The 17604-nt window shown below is 56.7% G+C and carries 13 protein-coding genes; 3 read left to right on the forward strand and 10 right to left on the reverse strand.

Annotation, left to right across the window (positions count from 1 at the left end; all coding sequences use genetic code 11):
- Nucleotides 1-84: 84 nt before the first annotated feature.
- Nucleotides 85-1548, reverse strand: coding sequence for a glyceraldehyde-3-phosphate dehydrogenase (locus HXW73_RS10100; RefSeq protein WP_186252990.1), 1464 nt, complete (start codon nt 1546-1548; stop codon nt 85-87).
- Nucleotides 1549-1746: 198 nt separating this feature from the next.
- Here HXW73_RS10100 and mfd point away from each other — a divergent pair, with 198 nt between their 5' ends.
- Both mfd and HXW73_RS10110 read left to right on the forward strand, forming a co-directional pair.
- Nucleotides 1747-5196, forward strand: coding sequence for a transcription-repair coupling factor (gene mfd, locus HXW73_RS10105; protein ID WP_186252991.1), 3450 nt, complete (start codon nt 1747-1749; stop codon nt 5194-5196).
- Nucleotides 5197-5264: 68 nt separating this feature from the next.
- On the forward strand, nt 5265-6416 hold the full coding sequence (locus HXW73_RS10110; protein WP_186252992.1) for a L,D-transpeptidase family protein: 1152 nt from the start codon (nt 5265-5267) through the stop codon (nt 6414-6416).
- Nucleotides 6417-6520: 104 nt separating this feature from the next.
- On the opposite strand, the gene HXW73_RS10115 is transcribed toward HXW73_RS10110, so the two are convergent.
- The 6 genes from HXW73_RS10115 to HXW73_RS10140 form a co-directional block, all read right to left on the reverse strand.
- Nucleotides 6521-6784 (reverse strand): Lpp/OprI family alanine-zipper lipoprotein, encoded by a 264-nt coding sequence (locus HXW73_RS10115; RefSeq protein WP_066315164.1) that lies wholly within the window; start codon nt 6782-6784, stop codon nt 6521-6523.
- A 212-nt stretch (nt 6785-6996) separates the two neighbouring features.
- Nucleotides 6997-7629 carry a L,D-transpeptidase family protein gene (locus HXW73_RS10120; RefSeq protein WP_186252993.1) on the reverse strand — a complete coding sequence of 211 codons (633 nt, stop codon included), beginning with the start codon at nt 7627-7629 and terminating at the stop codon, nt 6997-6999.
- 93 nt (nt 7630-7722) lie between these two features.
- The gene (locus tag HXW73_RS10125; protein WP_186252994.1) at nt 7723-8187 is read right to left on the reverse strand and encodes a 2-hydroxyacyl-CoA dehydratase; all 465 of its coding nucleotides are present in this window, start codon (nt 8185-8187) and stop codon (nt 7723-7725) included.
- 58 nt (nt 8188-8245) lie between these two features.
- Nucleotides 8246-8707 carry a DUF6586 family protein gene (locus tag HXW73_RS10130; RefSeq protein ID WP_186252995.1) on the reverse strand — a complete coding sequence of 154 codons (462 nt, stop codon included), beginning with the start codon at nt 8705-8707 and terminating at the stop codon, nt 8246-8248.
- Nucleotides 8704-11334, reverse strand: coding sequence for a type I DNA topoisomerase (gene topA, locus HXW73_RS10135; RefSeq protein ID WP_186252996.1), 2631 nt, complete (start codon nt 11332-11334; stop codon nt 8704-8706). The genes HXW73_RS10130 and topA overlap by 4 nt, the downstream gene beginning before the upstream one ends.
- Nucleotides 11335-11636: 302 nt before the next feature.
- Nucleotides 11637-13916 (reverse strand): DUF3141 domain-containing protein, encoded by a 2280-nt coding sequence (locus HXW73_RS10140; protein ID WP_446719008.1) that lies wholly within the window; start codon nt 13914-13916, stop codon nt 11637-11639.
- A gap of 368 nt (nt 13917-14284) precedes the next feature.
- On the opposite strand from HXW73_RS10140, the gene lipA reads away from it, so the two are divergent.
- A complete protein-coding gene (lipA, locus tag HXW73_RS10145; protein WP_186252998.1) occupies nt 14285-15340 on the forward strand; it encodes a lipoyl synthase in 1056 nt (351 codons plus the stop codon).
- Nucleotides 15341-15360: 20 nt separating this feature from the next.
- Here the strand turns inward: lipA and lipB are convergent, their stop codons facing one another.
- From lipB to HXW73_RS10160, 3 genes are read right to left on the reverse strand one after another with little or no spacing between them, the layout of a single operon-like run.
- Entirely contained in the window at nt 15361-16029 is a 669-nt protein-coding gene (gene lipB / locus HXW73_RS10150) for a lipoyl(octanoyl) transferase LipB (protein WP_186252999.1), read from the reverse strand.
- The gene (locus HXW73_RS10155; protein ID WP_186253000.1) at nt 16029-16340 is read right to left on the reverse strand and encodes an HP0495 family protein; all 312 of its coding nucleotides are present in this window, start codon (nt 16338-16340) and stop codon (nt 16029-16031) included. Before HXW73_RS10155 ends, lipB begins: the two co-directional genes overlap by 1 nt.
- A gap of 58 nt (nt 16341-16398) precedes the next feature.
- Nucleotides 16399-17598, reverse strand: a complete 1200-nt coding sequence (locus tag HXW73_RS10160; RefSeq protein ID WP_186253001.1) for a D-alanyl-D-alanine carboxypeptidase family protein — start codon at nt 17596-17598, stop codon at nt 16399-16401.
- Between the last annotated feature and the right edge of the window lie 6 nt (nt 17599-17604).

Raw genomic sequence — 17604 nt, forward strand, 5'->3', positions numbered from 1 at the left:
AATATTTTTATTTAATCCACCGACAAAAACGCCACCTAATGGTGGCGTTTTTCAGTTAATGATTATCAATCAAAATCAAGCGTACTAACTTGCTTGATGGGGTAGCTTGAGAAAGCTGACGTTCGACATCTGCTGGAGAATACGAATTACCTGGCAGCTATAGCCAAATTCGTTGTCATACCACACGTAGACAACAGCATGATGACCGTTGGCGATGGTAGCTTTGGCATCCACAATGCCGGCGTGCCGGTTGCCCACAAAATCGGACGATACCACCTCCGGAGAATCCACGAAGTCGATTTGCTTCTGGTAGGCCGAGTCAATCGACATACGCCGTAGGTAGTCGTTCAGGGCGTCGACGTCGGTCGTCTTGTCGAGCGTCAAGTTCAAGATCGCCATGGACACATTGGGAATCGGCACGCGGATCGCATTACCCGTCAGCTTACCTTCAAGCTCCGGCAACGCTTTTGCTACCGCCTTGGCAGCCCCGGTTTCGGTCAACACCATGTTCAGGGCGGCACTGCGCCCGCGGCGATCACCCTTGTGATAGTTATCGATCAGGTTCTGGTCGTTGGTATAGGCGTGAACGGTCTCCACATGGCCGTTAACGACGCCATACTCGTCGTTGAGCGCCTTGAGCACCGGCACGATGGCATTGGTGGTACACGAAGCCGCCGACACGATCCGGTCCTGCTCGCTAATCGACTCATGGTTGATGCCATAGACAATATTCTTGATATCGCCTTTGCCCGGCGCGGTCAGCAGTGCCTTAGAAGCACCTTGGCATGCGACATGTTGACCCAGGCCTGCTTCGTCACGCCAGATCCCTGTGTTGTCGACGACCACCGCGTTATTGATGCCGTAATCCGTATAGTCAATATCGCTGGGGTTATCGGCATAAATCACCTGTACCACGTTACCGTTGACCGTCAAGGTGCGCATCTCAGCGTCAACGGCAATAGTGCCTTCAAACGGCCCGTGTACTGAATCACGGCGTAAAAGACTGGCACGCTTCTCAAGGTCTTTCGCCACATCGCCACGCCCGCGCACAACAATCGCCCTCAGTTGCAGCAGGTTGCCGCCACCGGCTTTTTCGATCAGCACCCGCGCCAGCAAACGGCCAATGCGACCAAACCCGTAAAGCACCACGTCCTTGGGTTCGCCCTTGCTGGCACCCGGCTGGTAGCCGTCGACAATCTGGTGCAGTTCCTTGCGCAGGAAGGTCTCGACATCGCCACCGCCCTGGCGCTTCAGCATCACGGCCAGCTTGCCGACATCTACGTGGGCAGGCCCGAGGTTCAGCTCGCACAGCGTTTTGACAATCGGATAGGTATCTTCAACCGAAAGCTCAGTACCTTCGATTTTGCGTACAAAACGATGATCTTTGAGGATGCGAATGACCGACTGATTGATCAACGAACGCCCATACATGGTCGCCACAACATTGTGCTGACGGTACAGACGGCCAACCAAAGGGATCATCTGCTCCGCCAGAGCTTCGTTGCTTTGCCATTCCTGAAAAACGTTATCGAGCGTTTGCTGACTCACGTGCGGCCTCATTAAGTAATGAATAATTTTCAACGCTATTATCCGTAGCCGCTGAATGGGCCGCAATGCCTGGATAGTCGCAGACGATGTAGGGGGATTACATAAACAGCGGTTTGACTACAAGCGGGCTGCTTCTGCCCGAAAGCGTTGATCGTGTATGATCTAGGTTCCGTTTCAGCGCAGAACGACATCTTTATTATGCCCACGTTTTCTCTACTTGCTCCGCCCCAGCCCGAGGGCGCGCGCGATACACTTTATTGGACATCGCCCCCCGGTAGCGCGTCGGCGCTTGCTCTGGCGCGTCTGGCCGCCAACGCACCATTAGTGGTGATCACGCCAAGTACCGCCAGCGCCCAACGCCTCGAGCAGGACCTGTCGTTTTATAGCGATGTACCGGTATTGCCCTTCCCTGACTGGGAAACACTGCCCTATGACAGTTTTTCACCGCACCAGGATATCGTCTCCGCGCGGCTGCGCACGCTGCGTCAGCTTCAGGACGGGGTACGCGGGCTCGTTCTGGTACCTATCAATACGCTGATGCAGCGCTTACCGCCCGTTGATTACATCGCCGGGCGCGTCCTGACGCTGAATGTCGGCGACAAACTCGACCGCGAGCCGTTTCGCGAGGCGCTCTCGCGAGCAGGCTACCGGGCCGTGGAAACCGTTTATGAGCCCGGCGAATACGCCATGCGCGGGGCCTTGATCGACCTGTTCGCCATGGGCATGGACGCGCCCATCCGGATTGACCTGTTCGACGACGAGATCGACACCCTGCGTCATTTTGACCCGGGCAGCCAGCGCTCAACCGACAAGCTCGACAGGATCGAACTGCTGCCGGCCCACGAATACTCGCTGAGCCGCTCGTCGATCGCCTGTTTCCGCGAGCTTTTTGAAACCCTGTTTGATGTCGACCCGCGCCAATGCCCGCTATATAACGATGCGCTCAAGGGCATCCCCTCGCCGGGGCTGGAACACTATCTGCCGCTGTTTTTTGAGCAAACGGCGTCGCTATTTGACCACTTGACCCAGGATACCCGGGTCGCCCTACTGCCGGGCGTCTACGCCGCAGCCGAGCAGCATTGGCAGTCGATCGAAAGCCGCTACGCCAACCTGGGAGTCGACCCCACACGACCGCTTTTACCGCCACACCGCGCGTTCTTTCCGGTCAGCGATGTGTTTGCGGCCATCAAGCAGAGGCCGCGGGTTGAGCTGAGTGACGACCCAGAACAGCGCCACGCCCTTGCGCCCGAAGCCAAGCCACTGCCAACGGTGGCGATCGACTCCCGGGCCAAACGGCCGCTGAAAGACTTTGCCGATTTCCTCGAGCGCGAGAACGATTCACGCGTACTGCTGGTTGCCGAGTCACGCGGGCGACGTGAAGCCCTCGAAGACGTACTGGCGCCATTGTCGTTGAAGCTGCCTCACGTTGACGGGTTTCAGGACTTCCTTGCCAGTGACCAGCGCATCGCCATTACGGAGGGCCTGATTGACAGCGGGCTGTGGCTGACCGACCCGCCGCTTGCGGTCATCAGCGAGACAGAGCTGTTTGGCGATGTGGTCCGCCAGAGCCGGCGCCGTGAAAAAGCTACCGACGATAATGAGTTTGCCGTTCGCCATCTCTCGGAACTGCGCAAAGGCGCGCCGGTAGTCCACCAGGCCCACGGCGTAGGCCGTTACATCGGCCTGGAAGCACTTGAGGCAGGCGGTCAGGCCAATGAATTTTTAGCGCTGGAGTATGCCGACGGTGCCAAACTGTATGTACCGGTCGATAGCCTCCATCTGATCTCGCGCTACAGCGGCGCCGACGATGAGCTGGCCCCGCTGCACAAGCTCGGTTCGGACCAGTGGGAAAAAGCTCGCAAGAAAGCCGCCGAGAAAATTCGCGACACCGCCGCTGAACTGCTGGATGTCTATGCTCGTCGCGAAGCCCAGCAGGGCGTGGTGTATGAAGCACCCAGTGATGAATACGCCCGTTTTGCGGGCAGCTTCCCGTTTGAAGAAACCGCCGATCAGCAAGCCGCCATTGAAGCAGTCATTGACGACATGACATCGCCGCAACCCATGGACCGGGTCGTCTGCGGCGACGTGGGTTTTGGCAAGACCGAAGTGGCCATGCGCGCCGCCTTTCTGGCCGTTCAGTCGGGCCGTCAGGTCGTGGTGCTGGTGCCCACCACCCTGCTGGCCCGTCAGCATTTTGAGAACTTCCGTGACCGGTTTGCCGACACCGCGGTCAATATCGGCCTCATCTCGCGCTTTACCCATGGCAAGGAGATGAAAAAGACGCTGGACGATATCAAGAACGGTCAGACCGATATCGTGATTGGCACCCACAAGCTACTTGGCAATAACGTTGAACTGCCCAAGATGGGCCTGTTGATCATTGATGAAGAACACCGCTTTGGCGTCGCCCAGAAAGAAAAGCTCAAAACCCTGCGCGCCCAGATCGATATCCTGACATTGACAGCCACGCCCATCCCCCGGACGCTTAACATGGCGATGAGCGGCATTCGTGACCTATCGATCATCGCGACGCCGCCGCCCCGTCGCCTGTCGGTCAAAACCTTTGTTCAGCAGCACCAGGACGGCGTTATAAAAGAGGCGTTGTTGCGCGAGATTCTGCGCGGCGGCCAGGTCTACTTTCTGCATAACGAAGTCAAGACCATCGAGAATACGGCCGAGCGTATTCGCTCGTTGATTCCTGAGGCCCGCGTCGCCGTCGCCCACGGCCAGCTCCCCGAGCGCAACCTCGAACGGGTAATGTCCGACTTCTACCACCGCCGCTTCAACGTGCTTGTCTGCTCGACCATCATTGAAACCGGCATCGACGTACCCAGTGCCAATACCATCATCATTGAACGGGCCGACAAGTTTGGCCTGGCGCAGCTGCACCAGCTGCGCGGGCGTGTGGGCCGCAGTCACCACCAGGCTTATGCCTACCTGCTCACCCCGACGCCCAAGGCCATGACCCGGGACGCCGTCAAGCGCCTGGAGGCGATCAGTGCCTCGGATGACCTGGGCGCAGGCTTCACCCTCGCGAGTCACGATATGGAAATTCGCGGCGCAGGTGAGCTGCTGGGAGACGAGCAGAGTGGCCAAATGGAAACCATCGGCTATACCCTTTATATGGAAATGCTCGATCGCGCCGTGAAAGCCATTCGTGCCGGAAAAACGCCGAATATCGATGCCCCCTTTGATAGCGGCGTTGAAATCAGCCTTAATCTGCCAGCACTGATTCCCGACGACTACATTCACGATGTCCAGCAGCGGCTGGTGATGTACAAACGCATTGCCAACACTCAAAGTGACGCCGAGCTTAAAGAATTGCAGGTGGAGTTGATTGACCGATTTGGCTTATTACCGGCACCGGTAAAGCATTTGATACGCCAAACGCGACTCCGCCAGCGAGCCGAGCAGCTTGGCATCAAGCGGTTGGAGGCCGGTGAGAAGCGCGGCCGGATCATCTTCGACGCCCACACCCAGGTGGACCCCTATACCCTGGTCACGCTTATTCAAAGCTCACCGCAACACTACCGCCTGGACGGTTCGGATACGTTACGTTTTGAACTTGATATGGAAAAAATCGACCAGCGGTTTGAACATATCGAGTCACTGTTAGCCACACTCAATCAAAAAGTGGCGGCGGCCTGACGGTTGCGGCAAACTGAACCTGTTGTCATCGCCTGCGTTAGCGATGTATTCACTGATTAGGAACACTCATGAACATTCGTCATACTTTTTTTCGCTGGGGCCCTACCAGCCTTGCGGTTCTGCTGACAGCAAGCCTATCAGCGCCGGTGATAGCTCAGTCTGCTGACGACGAGCAGGCACAGAACACGCCGGAACTGAGCGACACCGCCATTGAAAGCGCTGAGCTCGTCGCACTGGGGTCTCCCAACAATCTACCCCGTGGTGAATTCTACATTCCCGATGAAGGCGACGTGATTGGCGAGACCTATGCCGTCACCGTCGATAGCCAGGAAGACACGCTTATCGATGTCGCACGGCGACACAACATTGGCTATGAAGAAATTCGCATGGCCAATCCCGATGTAAGCATATGGGTGCCTGGCGAAGGCACCGAGGTCGTCATTCCATCCCGCTACATACTGCCGCCGGTAGAGCGTGAAGGCATTGTGATCAACCTGTCCGAATTGCGGCTTTACTACTACCCCGCTGACAAGCCGGGCATCGTCGAGACCTATCCGGTGAGCGTAGGCCGCGAAGAATTTGCTACGCCAGTGGGCAAGACCAAGACCACCGTCAAGGTTAAAGACCCGGCCTGGTCTCCCCCCGCCTCCATGCGCCGCGAAGCCGCCGAACGTGGCGAACCAGCTCCTTCAATCGTGCCCCCCGGCCCCGACAACCCGCTAGGCCGACATGCAATTCTACTGGGGCTTCCCAGCTACCTTATCCACGGCACCAACCGTCCGGACGGTGTCGGCATGCGCGTTAGTCGCGGCTGTATTCGCATGTACCCAGAGGACATCGAGTCTCTATACGAGCGTGTACCCAGCGGCACCCCGGTTAACTTGATTGATGCCCCTTTCAAGGCCGGCTGGGCGTCTGACGGCACCCTGTTTGTGCAGTCTTACCCGCAGCTTGAAGAAAACATGGATGACTTTGAACCGCTGCTTGAAGCTCTCAAGCGCATCTCAGAGCTAACCGAAGACAACATCCAGGTCGACTATGCCCAGGTTCGAAGCGCGGTTGAATCGCCCGACGGTCGCTTCGTCGCCCTATATGGCCCGCAAGCGCCTGCCTCAGAGCCTGAGGAGCCTGCTGAAGAAGATAAGCCCGACCCTCTGGAACAAGGCATTTTTGAGCAGATTGAGCTAACCGACAGCCGCCGGGCGGATGACGAGGCATAAACGGCCCAGGCCCAACGACTGGCCACAAAAAAACCCCGCCGAGGCGGGGTTTTTTTTATGCCTAATGGTTGCGAAGAACTTAGCCCTCGCAACCGCTAGTCATATTACTTCTGCATAGAGCGCTCGAACATGCGCTCCATTTCTGCACGGTTCTGCTCAGACATCTGCAGAGCAGCTTGCGCGTCGCGCTGAGCTTGGTTTGCAGTGTTCAGAGCTTGAGAAGCCGTGCTACGTGCTTCAGCGGCGTCAGCTTGTGCTGATTCAGCTGTCATGCGTACTTCTTCGAGCGCGCCGGTAGAGGCACAACCAGCCAGAATGGCCAGTGAAGCAGCAGCAGCAGACATCTTCAGAGTCGTCTTGAAAGTCATAGTGTTCTCCTTGAATCTTCCTTGGGTACAACGTTAAGGGTATGACAAACATAAGCTTACGAGATGAGCCTAAATTTGTCTACCTGCGGTGCAGGTTCTTGACCGTGACTTGTGCCGCGAAGCACGTAAGTCAAACGCTGTTTTATTACAATCCACAGCAGTTGTCTATAGCCACGTGTTTAAAACCTCGAACTTCCTTCTACAACACCAGCTTAGCGGATCACTACGCGAGTGCCAACCTTGACAAGCTCAGTCAGGCGTTCAATTTGCGAATTGGTCACTGCCACACAGCCTTGGGTCCAGTTATAACGGTCATGAACATCGGGATCCGCCTCACCTAACCCGTGAATGCCAATGGCCCCACCGAGCACGGTATTCTGGGGCGGCTGCCGGTGGCGGCGATAATAATCAAAATAGGCATCATAATCCGCTTGGGAATAAATACCGTGCTGTAGCGCCATCCGAGCGTGAGTGGGGGTCGGGTAATTGACTCCCATGAAAATATGCCATTTGCTATCGTGATTGAAGCGGTTAACCCGGAACTCGCCCAGAGGGGTCGTGTTATCACCGCGAAGCCGTTGCGTTCTGGCACCACCACGGCCAAGCGAGACAGGTTTAAATTCCTCTACTACCGAATACCCGCGAAACACGGTCAGGGTTGATGCTTTATCATCGATCAGCACCCATTGCTCGGCCGGCTCACGGGGCGAGGCGGCACGCTCAAGCTGGTTGGCAACCAGGTCGGGATAGGCTTCGGACGACAATGTAACATTTGCCGCTGCACTGGCAGCAACAGGCCAACCAAGAGCCAAGGCTAGGAAACGGCGGCGGGTTACCGGCTTCATTCAATACTCTCATCAAGATGTGGGTAACGGCGAAATACCACTTAAGCAGCTTTATACCTTACATCGAGGTCGCCACCAATAGCTCATATAGCGCTAAACGCCCTGCAGCTCTTCAATGCTGGCGACGATACGGCGAAGTTCGGCATTGTGACCTTCCGCCAGGGCATTAAAAAACTCAGCTTCCGGTTCAATCACTGCCCGATCAACCCGATGCCGGTAGAGCGCTTCAAGGGTGCGATGCGCTTCGACGGCCGATTCCATTACCGCGTCGATGGAGTTGCCAACGGGCTTATCCGCCAGTTGCTCCAGTTGCGGCGGCTGGGGAAAGTCATTGGGATCATCGAACCATGTATCCAACACGTCGCGCTTTTCATGCGATTCATCGAAAATAGCGCGCAAGCCTGCTTGCATGCGCGTTTCATGTTTCGCCAGATAACTGAGCACCATCTGCAGTCTTTCGCTTTCGGCCGCATCGGCTTTGGCGCTATATTGCTCGGCTAAACGCCCATGATAAGCCTCTACCCAGACAATTAAATCTTTTACTTGGTTATAGCGCATTGTTTCTCCCTTCCTACATCGCGTCTTCATTGAGCCACGCGGTCTAGTTAACTTCCCATTACCACTCTTGACTGGTTTCACGCAGCGCAGCGACTTCTCGCTTGGCCGCCTCGAGATGGGTCTGAAGCTGCTCGCGCAAACTGGCTTGTTCACCGACTGCAATTATACCCTGTTGGGACGCACGACGCTTGGCCACGCCTTCACTACTGTGCAGTTTATCCAACTGCGCCACCAGCCAATTAAGCCAGCTATCCGGCTGGCGAGCCAGGTCACGAAGGCGCTGAAGCTCCGCCATTGCTGGACCTTCGTCAGACAACAGATAGCGCCAATCGTGCTGCGCCAAACGGGCGTGCTCGGTCACTTCACGCAGCAACGACGTGAGCGCCATCTCGAACAGGGCAAGCGCTCCCTCTTCCTGCGCCATACCCCGCGCAACGGCATGCTCGTCATCGTCAGTCGTTGAGGTCGCCAGTAGCTCAGCCTGATAGAGCAACTGATTGGTGCGCGATTGATCGCTCATTTTTTGCGCTTATCCTCCACGTGCCATTTGCCGCCTTCAAAGGTTGCTTTCCAGCCTGTGGCCTTGCCATCCTCGTCGGTCATCACGTACTGCTCTTTGAACTTGCGCGAGTAACGAATCTGCGCGGGACGTCCGTCCGGGTCTTCGCTGGGCGCCTTGAGGATAAAATGGTACTTCTCAGGCAACTCATCGGCATGGGCCTTGAGCTCTTTGACGAGTGGCGGGCGCGTTTCACGGTTTTTGGGAAACTTGCTCGCTGCCAGAAACAGCCCGCTGGCACCGTCGCGCAGTACGTAGTGATCATCGACTTTCTGGCAGGCCAGTTCCGGCATATCGATGGGGTCCATCTTCGGCGGTGCCACTTCGCCGCTCTTCAACAGCTTGCGGGTATTTTTACATTCGCTGTTGGTACAACCAAAGTACTTGCCAAAGCGCCCTGACTTCAGCTGCATGTCCGCACCGCACTTATCGCATTCGATAAGCGGCCCGTCATAGCCTTTAATTTTGAACTTGCCGGTTTCAACCTCATACCCTTCGCAATCCGGGCTGTTGCCACAGATATGCAGCTTACGGGTCTCATCGATCAGATAGTTATCCATCGCCGTGCTGCAGATTGGACAGCGACGCTTGGCGCGCAGCGCGTCGGTTTCAGCTTCTTCACCCGCGTCGGCGGCCACTGCCTCTTCGCCGGGTATCAGGTCGATCGTGGTTTTGCAGCGTTCCTTGGGCGGCAGGTTATAGCCGCTGCAGCCGAGAAAAACCCCCGTCGAGGCTGTACGAATCTGCATTTGGCGACCGCAGGCGGGGCAGTCGATATCGGTGGGCACCGGTTGGTTGGGCCGCATACCTTCTTCGCTTTCAGCCTGGACCAGTTCCTCGCGGAATTCTTCGTAGAAGGCATCCAGCAGCGCCTGCCAGTTACGCTCACCTTCGGCCACTTCGTCCAGGCTGTCTTCCATACGGGCGGTAAACGAAAAGTCCATCAAATCAGGGAAGGACTCCTTTAGACGTTCCGTCACGATATCGCCGAGTTTTTCGGCATAGAACCGGCGGCTCTCGAGCTTTACGTAGCCACGATCCTGGATCGTCGAGATAATCGAGGCGTAGGTCGATGGACGCCCGATACCCTGCTTTTCAAGCTCCTTGACCAGGCTCGCCTCGGTGTAACGCGCAGGCGGCTTGGTAAAATGCTGCTGCGGGTCAAGGGCTTCAAGCGACATGGGCGTGCCGACAGGCAGGTCCGGCAAGCGCTGGTCTTCATTCTTACCGCTGGGTTTCATTACGCGAGTATAACCGTCGAACTTGAGCACACGACCTTTGGCACGCAGCTCATAGCCGTCAACGTCGATACTCAGCGTGCTGGAAAGATACTCGGCGGGCGTCATCTGACAGGCCACAAACTGACGCCAGATAAGCTCGTAAAGGCGCTCGGCATCACGCTCCATGCCCACCAGGTCGGTCGCCTGACGGTCAACGCTCGACGGACGAATGGCTTCGTGAGCCTCTTGGGCGCTTTCCTTACTGGTATATCGGTTGGCTGCCTCGGGTAAATAACGCGGCCCGTACTCTTCACCGATAAAGGTGCGCACGTTGTCCACCGCATCTTTCGAAAGATTGGTCGAATCAGTACGCATGTAGGTGATATAGCCCGCCTCGTAGAGGCGCTGAGCCATGGTCATGGTCTTTTTGACCGAAAACCCTAACCGCCCGCTAGCCGCCTGTTGCAGTGTCGAGGTGATAAAAGGCGCTGTCGGCTTGGAGCTAGTGGGCTTATCTTCCCGCGAGGTGATCGAAAGCGATGCATTCCTGAGCCGCTCGATACGCGCCAGGGTGTCCTTTTCAGACGTTGGGCGGAAGGCCTTGCCATCTTGACGGGCCAGCGCGAAGCGCACTTGCTCACCATCCGGTGAGGCAAAGTCAGCGTGCACATCCCAGAACTCTTCGGGAATAAAGGCGCGTATTTCCCGCTCACGCTCGACAATCAAGCGCACGGCAACGGACTGCACGCGCCCAGCCGATAGGCCCCGGGCAATCTTGGCCCAAAGCAACGGCGACAGCATGAAACCCACCACACGATCGAGAAAACGCCTGGCCTGCTGGGCTTCAACACGCGGAATATTCAGCGCCCCAGGGGCTTTAAAAGCGTCCTGAATGGCGTTTTTGGTGATCTCGTTGAACACCACGCGCTTGTAGCGGCTGTCGTCCCCGCCGATGGTTTCGCGCAGGTGCCAGGCAATGGCTTCCCCCTCGCGGTCCAAATCCGTTGCCAGATAAACGGCATCGGCCTTTTCGGCCAATTTTTTGAGTTCGGCAACGACTTTTTCCTTGCCGGGAAGTACTTCGTAATGGGCTTTCCAGCCGTTATTGGGGTCAATGCCCATCCGCCGTATCAGTTGGTCCTGCGCCTTGACCTTTTTATATTCGGCTTTCTCGTCCGCCGACATTTTGCGTGTAGTCGCGGCCTGGCGAGCGCGCTCCTTGGGATCAGAGGCTGCCTTACCTGAGCCGCTGGTCGGCAGGTCACGGATGTGACCCACGCTCGACTTTACGATGAAATCGTTGCCGAGATATTTATTGATCGTCTTCGCTTTGGCGGGCGACTCGACGATGACCAGTGACTTACCCATAGTGCTCCACTTTCTTAGTGCACACGCTGAGGTGCGATGAATACGTTGCCGCAACAGCCATCAAAACCGTGCGGGCGAAAAAATGCGCCTACCCTACCCCAGCCCATAACGAAGCGCCAGTGGTGAGCACGAGGATGCAATCGACTTGATGATGATGAAAATCACACTTTTCAACTAAATTGTAGCTAGACACTAGACTGCCGATTGCGCAACGGCAACCCAAAAATCGACGTCGCGCAATGCAGCTCCCAACGCAAACGCCCCTGCCATAGGGCAGGGGCGTGTAGCACTCGATTGAACCGCTATTGATTAGGCGGCGATTTGCGCCGAGACGTCGTGGACTTCTTGGCATTCGCCGTAGGTGCCTTGGCTGGCGCTGCCTGGGGAGCCTGCTGAGGCGTCTGTGGACTTGACGCAACGGCTTTTTCAGCAGGCCGCGCCTGATTAAACAACTCACTGACCTGTGCGAAGCGCGATGCGGCATGTTCAGAGAGCTCGCCACTGGCCGACAGCACATCCTCCAGATGCGAAAGATGGGCATCAATCTCGTCGTTGGTCTGGCCCTCGAGCAGTGTAGGCAAGGTGCTAAGCGCCTGTTCCCGATCCAGTTTCAGGATAAAGAACTGTTCACGCACCAGGCTCTTGAAGTCGCTTAAATTGGCGCTGGGCTCAAGCGCCGCCCGAGAAGCGCGTAACCGCTTGAAGTTGCGCTCATCCGTCGCGGGCGCGCCACCCAGTACGTAAATCACGGCACGCATGACCGCTTCGTGAGCCCCGCCCTGGGCAATCTTGGCGAGCAGCTCGTTCTCGCGCTGCTCCAGGAAGCGGCGGTGTTCCGGCTCGTCGCCGGGGCGACGGCGATGTACGTGGGCGTCACCATGAAGCCCAACAGCGGCCTGTAACAGCGGTTGGCCGTAGATATCCATGAACAGCCGCTCGGTGGCACCGTCACGGGCATCGCGCCAGGCATTGAGCCCTGTCACGATCTGATCGGAGGCCATGGTTTCGAACGCTTTGAAAAGGTTATCCTTGCCCACCGGGTGACGCGACTGACGAACCTGCTCAGCCATCACAGGTAGCGGCACACTCATCGGATTACGGTCAGAAAGCAGCTTGTAGCCCAACCGAATGGGGTGCATACGACGTATCCAGCGGGCGGCTTCAGGGGTCATCACCGCTTGCAGCCAGGGCTGCATATAAAGCCTGTAAAGGCCCAGATTGATTTCGGAGATACGCGCCACGGTCGCAAAACGCCGGTCATCTTCGGGCTTGTGCATGACTTCACGGTCTAATTCTTCAAAATCCCGTGGCGAGAATTCGAGCAGATAGTCCCGCTCGAGGCTCTCGCCGTCGTGGCGATCATCGGCGTGCGTAATCGTGGTTTCGTAAAGCCCCGGCGGCATCACATCGATATAATCCATGTTGGCCGTGAACTCGGTATGTTCCTTGCGTGACACGCTGCTCGACACGAAGATACCCAGGTGACCGGTCGTATCATGCTGGCAATAAACGATGGTTTGTTCATTGGCAATGATATCTTTTTCATCTTCGTATAAATCACGTATCCAGCCCAGCGCCTGAGGCGGCGGCGTAATATCGTCGCCCCGCGAGCAGAAGACCACCACGGGGGAGCGCACATTACGCAAATCAATGCGACGGCCATCACGGGTGACCAACTGGGCGGTGGACAGACGATTGCCGACAAACAGGTTGTCGACGATATATTGAATCTCTTCGCCACCAAGGACGACGTGACCGCCCCACCAGCGCTCAAACTCAAGGTAGCGGTTTGCCTCAGTATCAATATTGTCAAACAGGTGATACTGCTTTTTCCAATAGGTGTTGGCCGGGTTGAGTCGCTCGAAATTCTGCACCAGCCAGGCACCGTCGAACAGGCCGTTACCCAGATCGCTGGTCATCGCGGTTATCCAGCTACCACCGGTCATGCCACCGGAATAGCGCATGGGTGCTTTGCCATGCTCGCCGGCCCAATACGAAAGCGGCGCACCGGCGATCAGAATCGGGCCGAAAACTTCAGGCTCCAGAGCCGCCGCCATCATGATCTGCCAGCCCGCCTGGCAATTGCCGACCACCATGGGCTTTTCGCTGGTTTCAGGATGACGCTCGATCACATGACGCAGAAACGCCACCTCGGACTCGACCACATCTTCAACCGTTTGTCCGGGCTCTGGAAACGGCAAGAAGCCGATAAAGTAACAGGGATGGCCCGCTCTTAACGCGACGCCAAGCTCGCTGTCAGGCTTGAAACCACCAATACCGGGACCGTGACCGGCGCGCGGGTCGACGACCACAAAAGGACGACTTTCCGGGTCTGTTTCAATGCCTTCCGGCGGTATCACGCGCAGCAACTCATAGTTGGTGGGCTGCGGTAAGGTACGCCCATCCACCAGTACTTCGGTGTCAAACCCCAGAACGCTGGGCTTGGTCTGCTCCATATGTGCCAGGTATTGATTACCGCGCTCGCGCATCACGTCCAGGTAAAGCACGCTACGCTCAACGCTATCTCGCCAGTAATCAAAGGCGGCGCGGCCAAACCCGAAAGGATCGAACAGCGTGACCATGGCATCACTGACAGATGCCGTCGCTTTATCTTGGTTTGTATGAGTCGGCAACAGAGGGTTAGCGAAGAAATTCATAGGGTCTCCCATTGGATTGATGCGGTAGCATCGAACCCGAAAGCAATGATGCTGCAACGCAATATAGTTTAGGCCTTTCCCCGCATCACGTCGATGCCTAACGCAGACCCATTGGTATAATCTATTACCGGTTTACAAACGACTGACAGTTGCTATCCAGCTTGCGGTGTCATGCAAAAGCCAACCTATGTTACATTATGTCCTACTACCTACGTATCAATCGGCATGCAGTCGGGCATGGCTTACATCGCCGCATGACATTGCCTGCCGCCCAGTAGAGAGGCTCTCTCGCTATGAGCAATAACACCTCGCCACGTGTCCCCAGCGGTGAAAAATTCCGCAATGAACACGGCATGACGGTGATTAAAGATGGCATGAAGCAGCGCAAAGCAGACGCCGATGCCCCTTCTTTGGATCGCAAGCCCAAATGGCTGCGCGCTCAAATCCCTGGTGGCGAGCGCTTTGAGGCGGTCAAAAAGAATGTTGCCACCCACCGGCTCAGCACCGTCTGCGCTGAATCCCATTGCCCTAACATGGGCGAGTGCTGGAGCAACGGCACGGCGACAATCATGCTGATGGGGTCGGTATGCACCCGCGCCTGCCGTTTCTGCGCGGTCGATACAGGCAATCCGAAAGGCTGGCTCGACCAGGAAGAGCCCGACAATACGGCAAAATCAGTCGAGCTGATGGGCCTGCGTTATATCGTGCTTACCTCGGTGGACCGCGATGACCTGGACGACGGCGGCGCCAGCCACTACGCCAACTGTATTCGCGCCATTAAAGCACGCACCCCTCACGTCGTGGTTGAAGCACTGACACCGGATTTTGACGGTGCGCCAGCGGCTATCGAGCAAGTCGCCGATTCAGGCCTGGAAGTCTTTGCCCAAAACGTCGAAACGGTTGAACGCTTGACCAGCCGTGTGCGTGACCCGCGTGCGGGCTACCGCAAAACCCTGGACGTCCTTGCCCACGCAAAACGTTATCGCCCTGACGTAATCACCAAAACCAGTTTGATGCTCGGCCTGGGTGAAACCGACGAAGAAATTCTTCAGACATTCGACGATCTGCGCGAAATCGGCGTCGATATCGTGACCCTGGGACAATATCTGCGTCCGACCAAGAATCACCTGCCGGTTGAACGCTGGGTAACGCCTGAAGAATTCGATCGCTATCGCGAAATCGGGCTCGAGAAAGGCTTTATGGAAGTGCCGTCAGGCCCGCTTGTTCGCTCAAGCTACCGCGCTGACCGCGTGTTTGAGAAGAACAACCTTGGGCTGGCATCGCCAGCAGCGGTGCCTGGGCAGGAAGAGCCGGATCCCAATATCATACCGGCACTCAATGTCGGCTAATCAATCCCATTCGCCCACCGCTATGCCATTAGCGGTGGCGGTTGCACGGCCGCTACCAGCGAACGATTTAACTGGACGGCCAGCGCCTCAGCCAACTGTTCGCCTACCCGATGGTCGCTTGGCAATGTGACCCAATCAGCAAGGCGCGTCATCGGCATGCCCGCATAGCCACAGGGGTTAATGTACGAGAAAGGCGTCAGATCTCCGTCGACATTGAGCGCCACACCGTGAAAACTCGCGCCGCGGCGAATGCGTAGACCTAGCGACGCGATCTTGGCTTCCCCTGAGTCGCCCATCACATAGACGCCCGGCGCATCGGGACGCGCCCTTGCCGACACACCGTAATCTGCCAGTACGCTAATCACCGCGTTTTCCAGCGCGGTCACCAGCGTGCGCACGCCCAGCTTACCTCGCCGCACATCAAGCAACGGATACAACACCACCTGACCAGGGCCATGGTAGGTCACCTGCCCACCTCGATCAGTCTGCACGACCGGGATATCGCCCGGCATTAGCACATGCTCGGGCTTACCGGCCTGGCCCTGGGTAAACACCGGGTCGTGCTCTACCAGCCAAAACTGATCGGGCGTCTGTGAGTCACGGTTGTCGGTCAACGAACGCATGGCCTGCCAGACCGGCAGATAGGGCCTACGGCCCAATACATGCAGCTCGATGGGCGGGGATGTCATCACACCACCATATGCACAAGGCCGGTGGCCTTCAGCTCGTCAAACAATTGCTTCAGCTGTTGTTCACCGGTTGCCGTGATAGTCACCCTCACGGATTGAAAGCGTCCGTTGCGGCTATCAATGACCTGCATCGTTGTTTCATCAAAGTCGGGAGCATGCCGAACAATGACCTGGCAAACCCGTGCCGGGAAATCTTCAGTAGCGTCGCCCACCACTTTTAACGGATAGGGGCACGGAAAGCTGATCTTGGGCGCTTCTTGTGCCGCCGGCTGACGCAGATCGCGAAAGTTGTTTTGTCCACCTTTTGACATGACAAGCTCACTGGTTTTGCGAATGGTATTCCTGCTTCGACGGCAAGACAGCCGACAATCAATCAGTAAAATTACTGATTAGATTAGAGAAAAAGCGGCGCACCTGATCGAGCAACTGCTTGAAAAAGCCACCCTCCTCAACGTCTTCCAGTGCCACTAGCTGCCGTTCACCGACGACATCGTCACCCATGTGAATTTCAAGCGTACCCACCTCGTCGCCGACGCTCAGCGGCGCCTGGAGCTCAGCATTGAGGTTCAGGCGCGCGCGCAGCTCGTCATTGCGGTTACGCGGCAATGTCATGGTGACAGCTTCATCTACCCCAACGCGAACCTCGTTGATGTCGCCACCCCATATACGCGGCGTGGCCAGCACAGCACCACGTTCGTAAAGGCTCATGGTTTCAAAAAAACGGAAGCCGTAGCTGAGCAGTTTTTGAGTTTCCTGGGCACGGGCCTCTTCAGAATCAGTTCCCATGACCACGGAAATCAACCGCATGTCGTCTCGTTTAGCCGAGGAAACCAGGCAGTAGCCCGCCTCCGAGGTCCAACCGGTTTTCAAGCCATCGACCGTTGGGTCACGCCACAGCAGGCGGTTACGGTTCGGTTGCTCAATACCGCCAAAGGTAAAGTTGCGTTCAGAGTAGATGGCGTAATGCTCTGGATAGTCATTGACGATATGTTGAGTCAACAGTGCCATATCGCGGGCAGACGAATAGTGGTTTTCTCCCGGCAGCCCCGTCGGGTTTTCAAAATTGGAGTTTTCCATGCCCAGTCGCGCAGCATGCTGGTTCATCAAGTCGGCAAACGGGGCTTCACCGCCCGCCAGGTGCTCGGCCATCGCCACACTGGCGTCGTTGCCAGACACAATAATGATGCCATGCAGCAAGTCTTCAACCGCGACCTGGTCGCCGACTTCGACGAACATTTTAGAACCGCCCGTGCGCCATGCTTTTTCACTGATGCTTACCTGATCATCAAGGGCAATGCTACCCCGATCCAGTTCACGCTCTACCAGATAGGCGGTCATTAGCTTGGTCAAACTGGCGGGGGGTAAGCGCTCATCTGCATTATGCTCCGCCAATACCTTGCCGCTATCGGCATCCATCAATATCCACGAGCTGGCGGCCAACTGCGGCGGTGCAGGAATAAGGGTTTGCGGCTGGGGTGCCTCTTGGGCACTTACCGCCGGGGCAACAACAATTGCTGCCGCAAATACACACAGCCGCGCAGAAGAAAACAAAGCACTAAACACATTCATGATGAC

Origin of the sequence: Halomonas sp. SH5A2 (genome assembly GCF_014263395.1) — a bacterium.
In the GTDB taxonomy this organism is placed as follows: Bacteria; Pseudomonadota; Gammaproteobacteria; order Pseudomonadales; family Halomonadaceae; genus Vreelandella.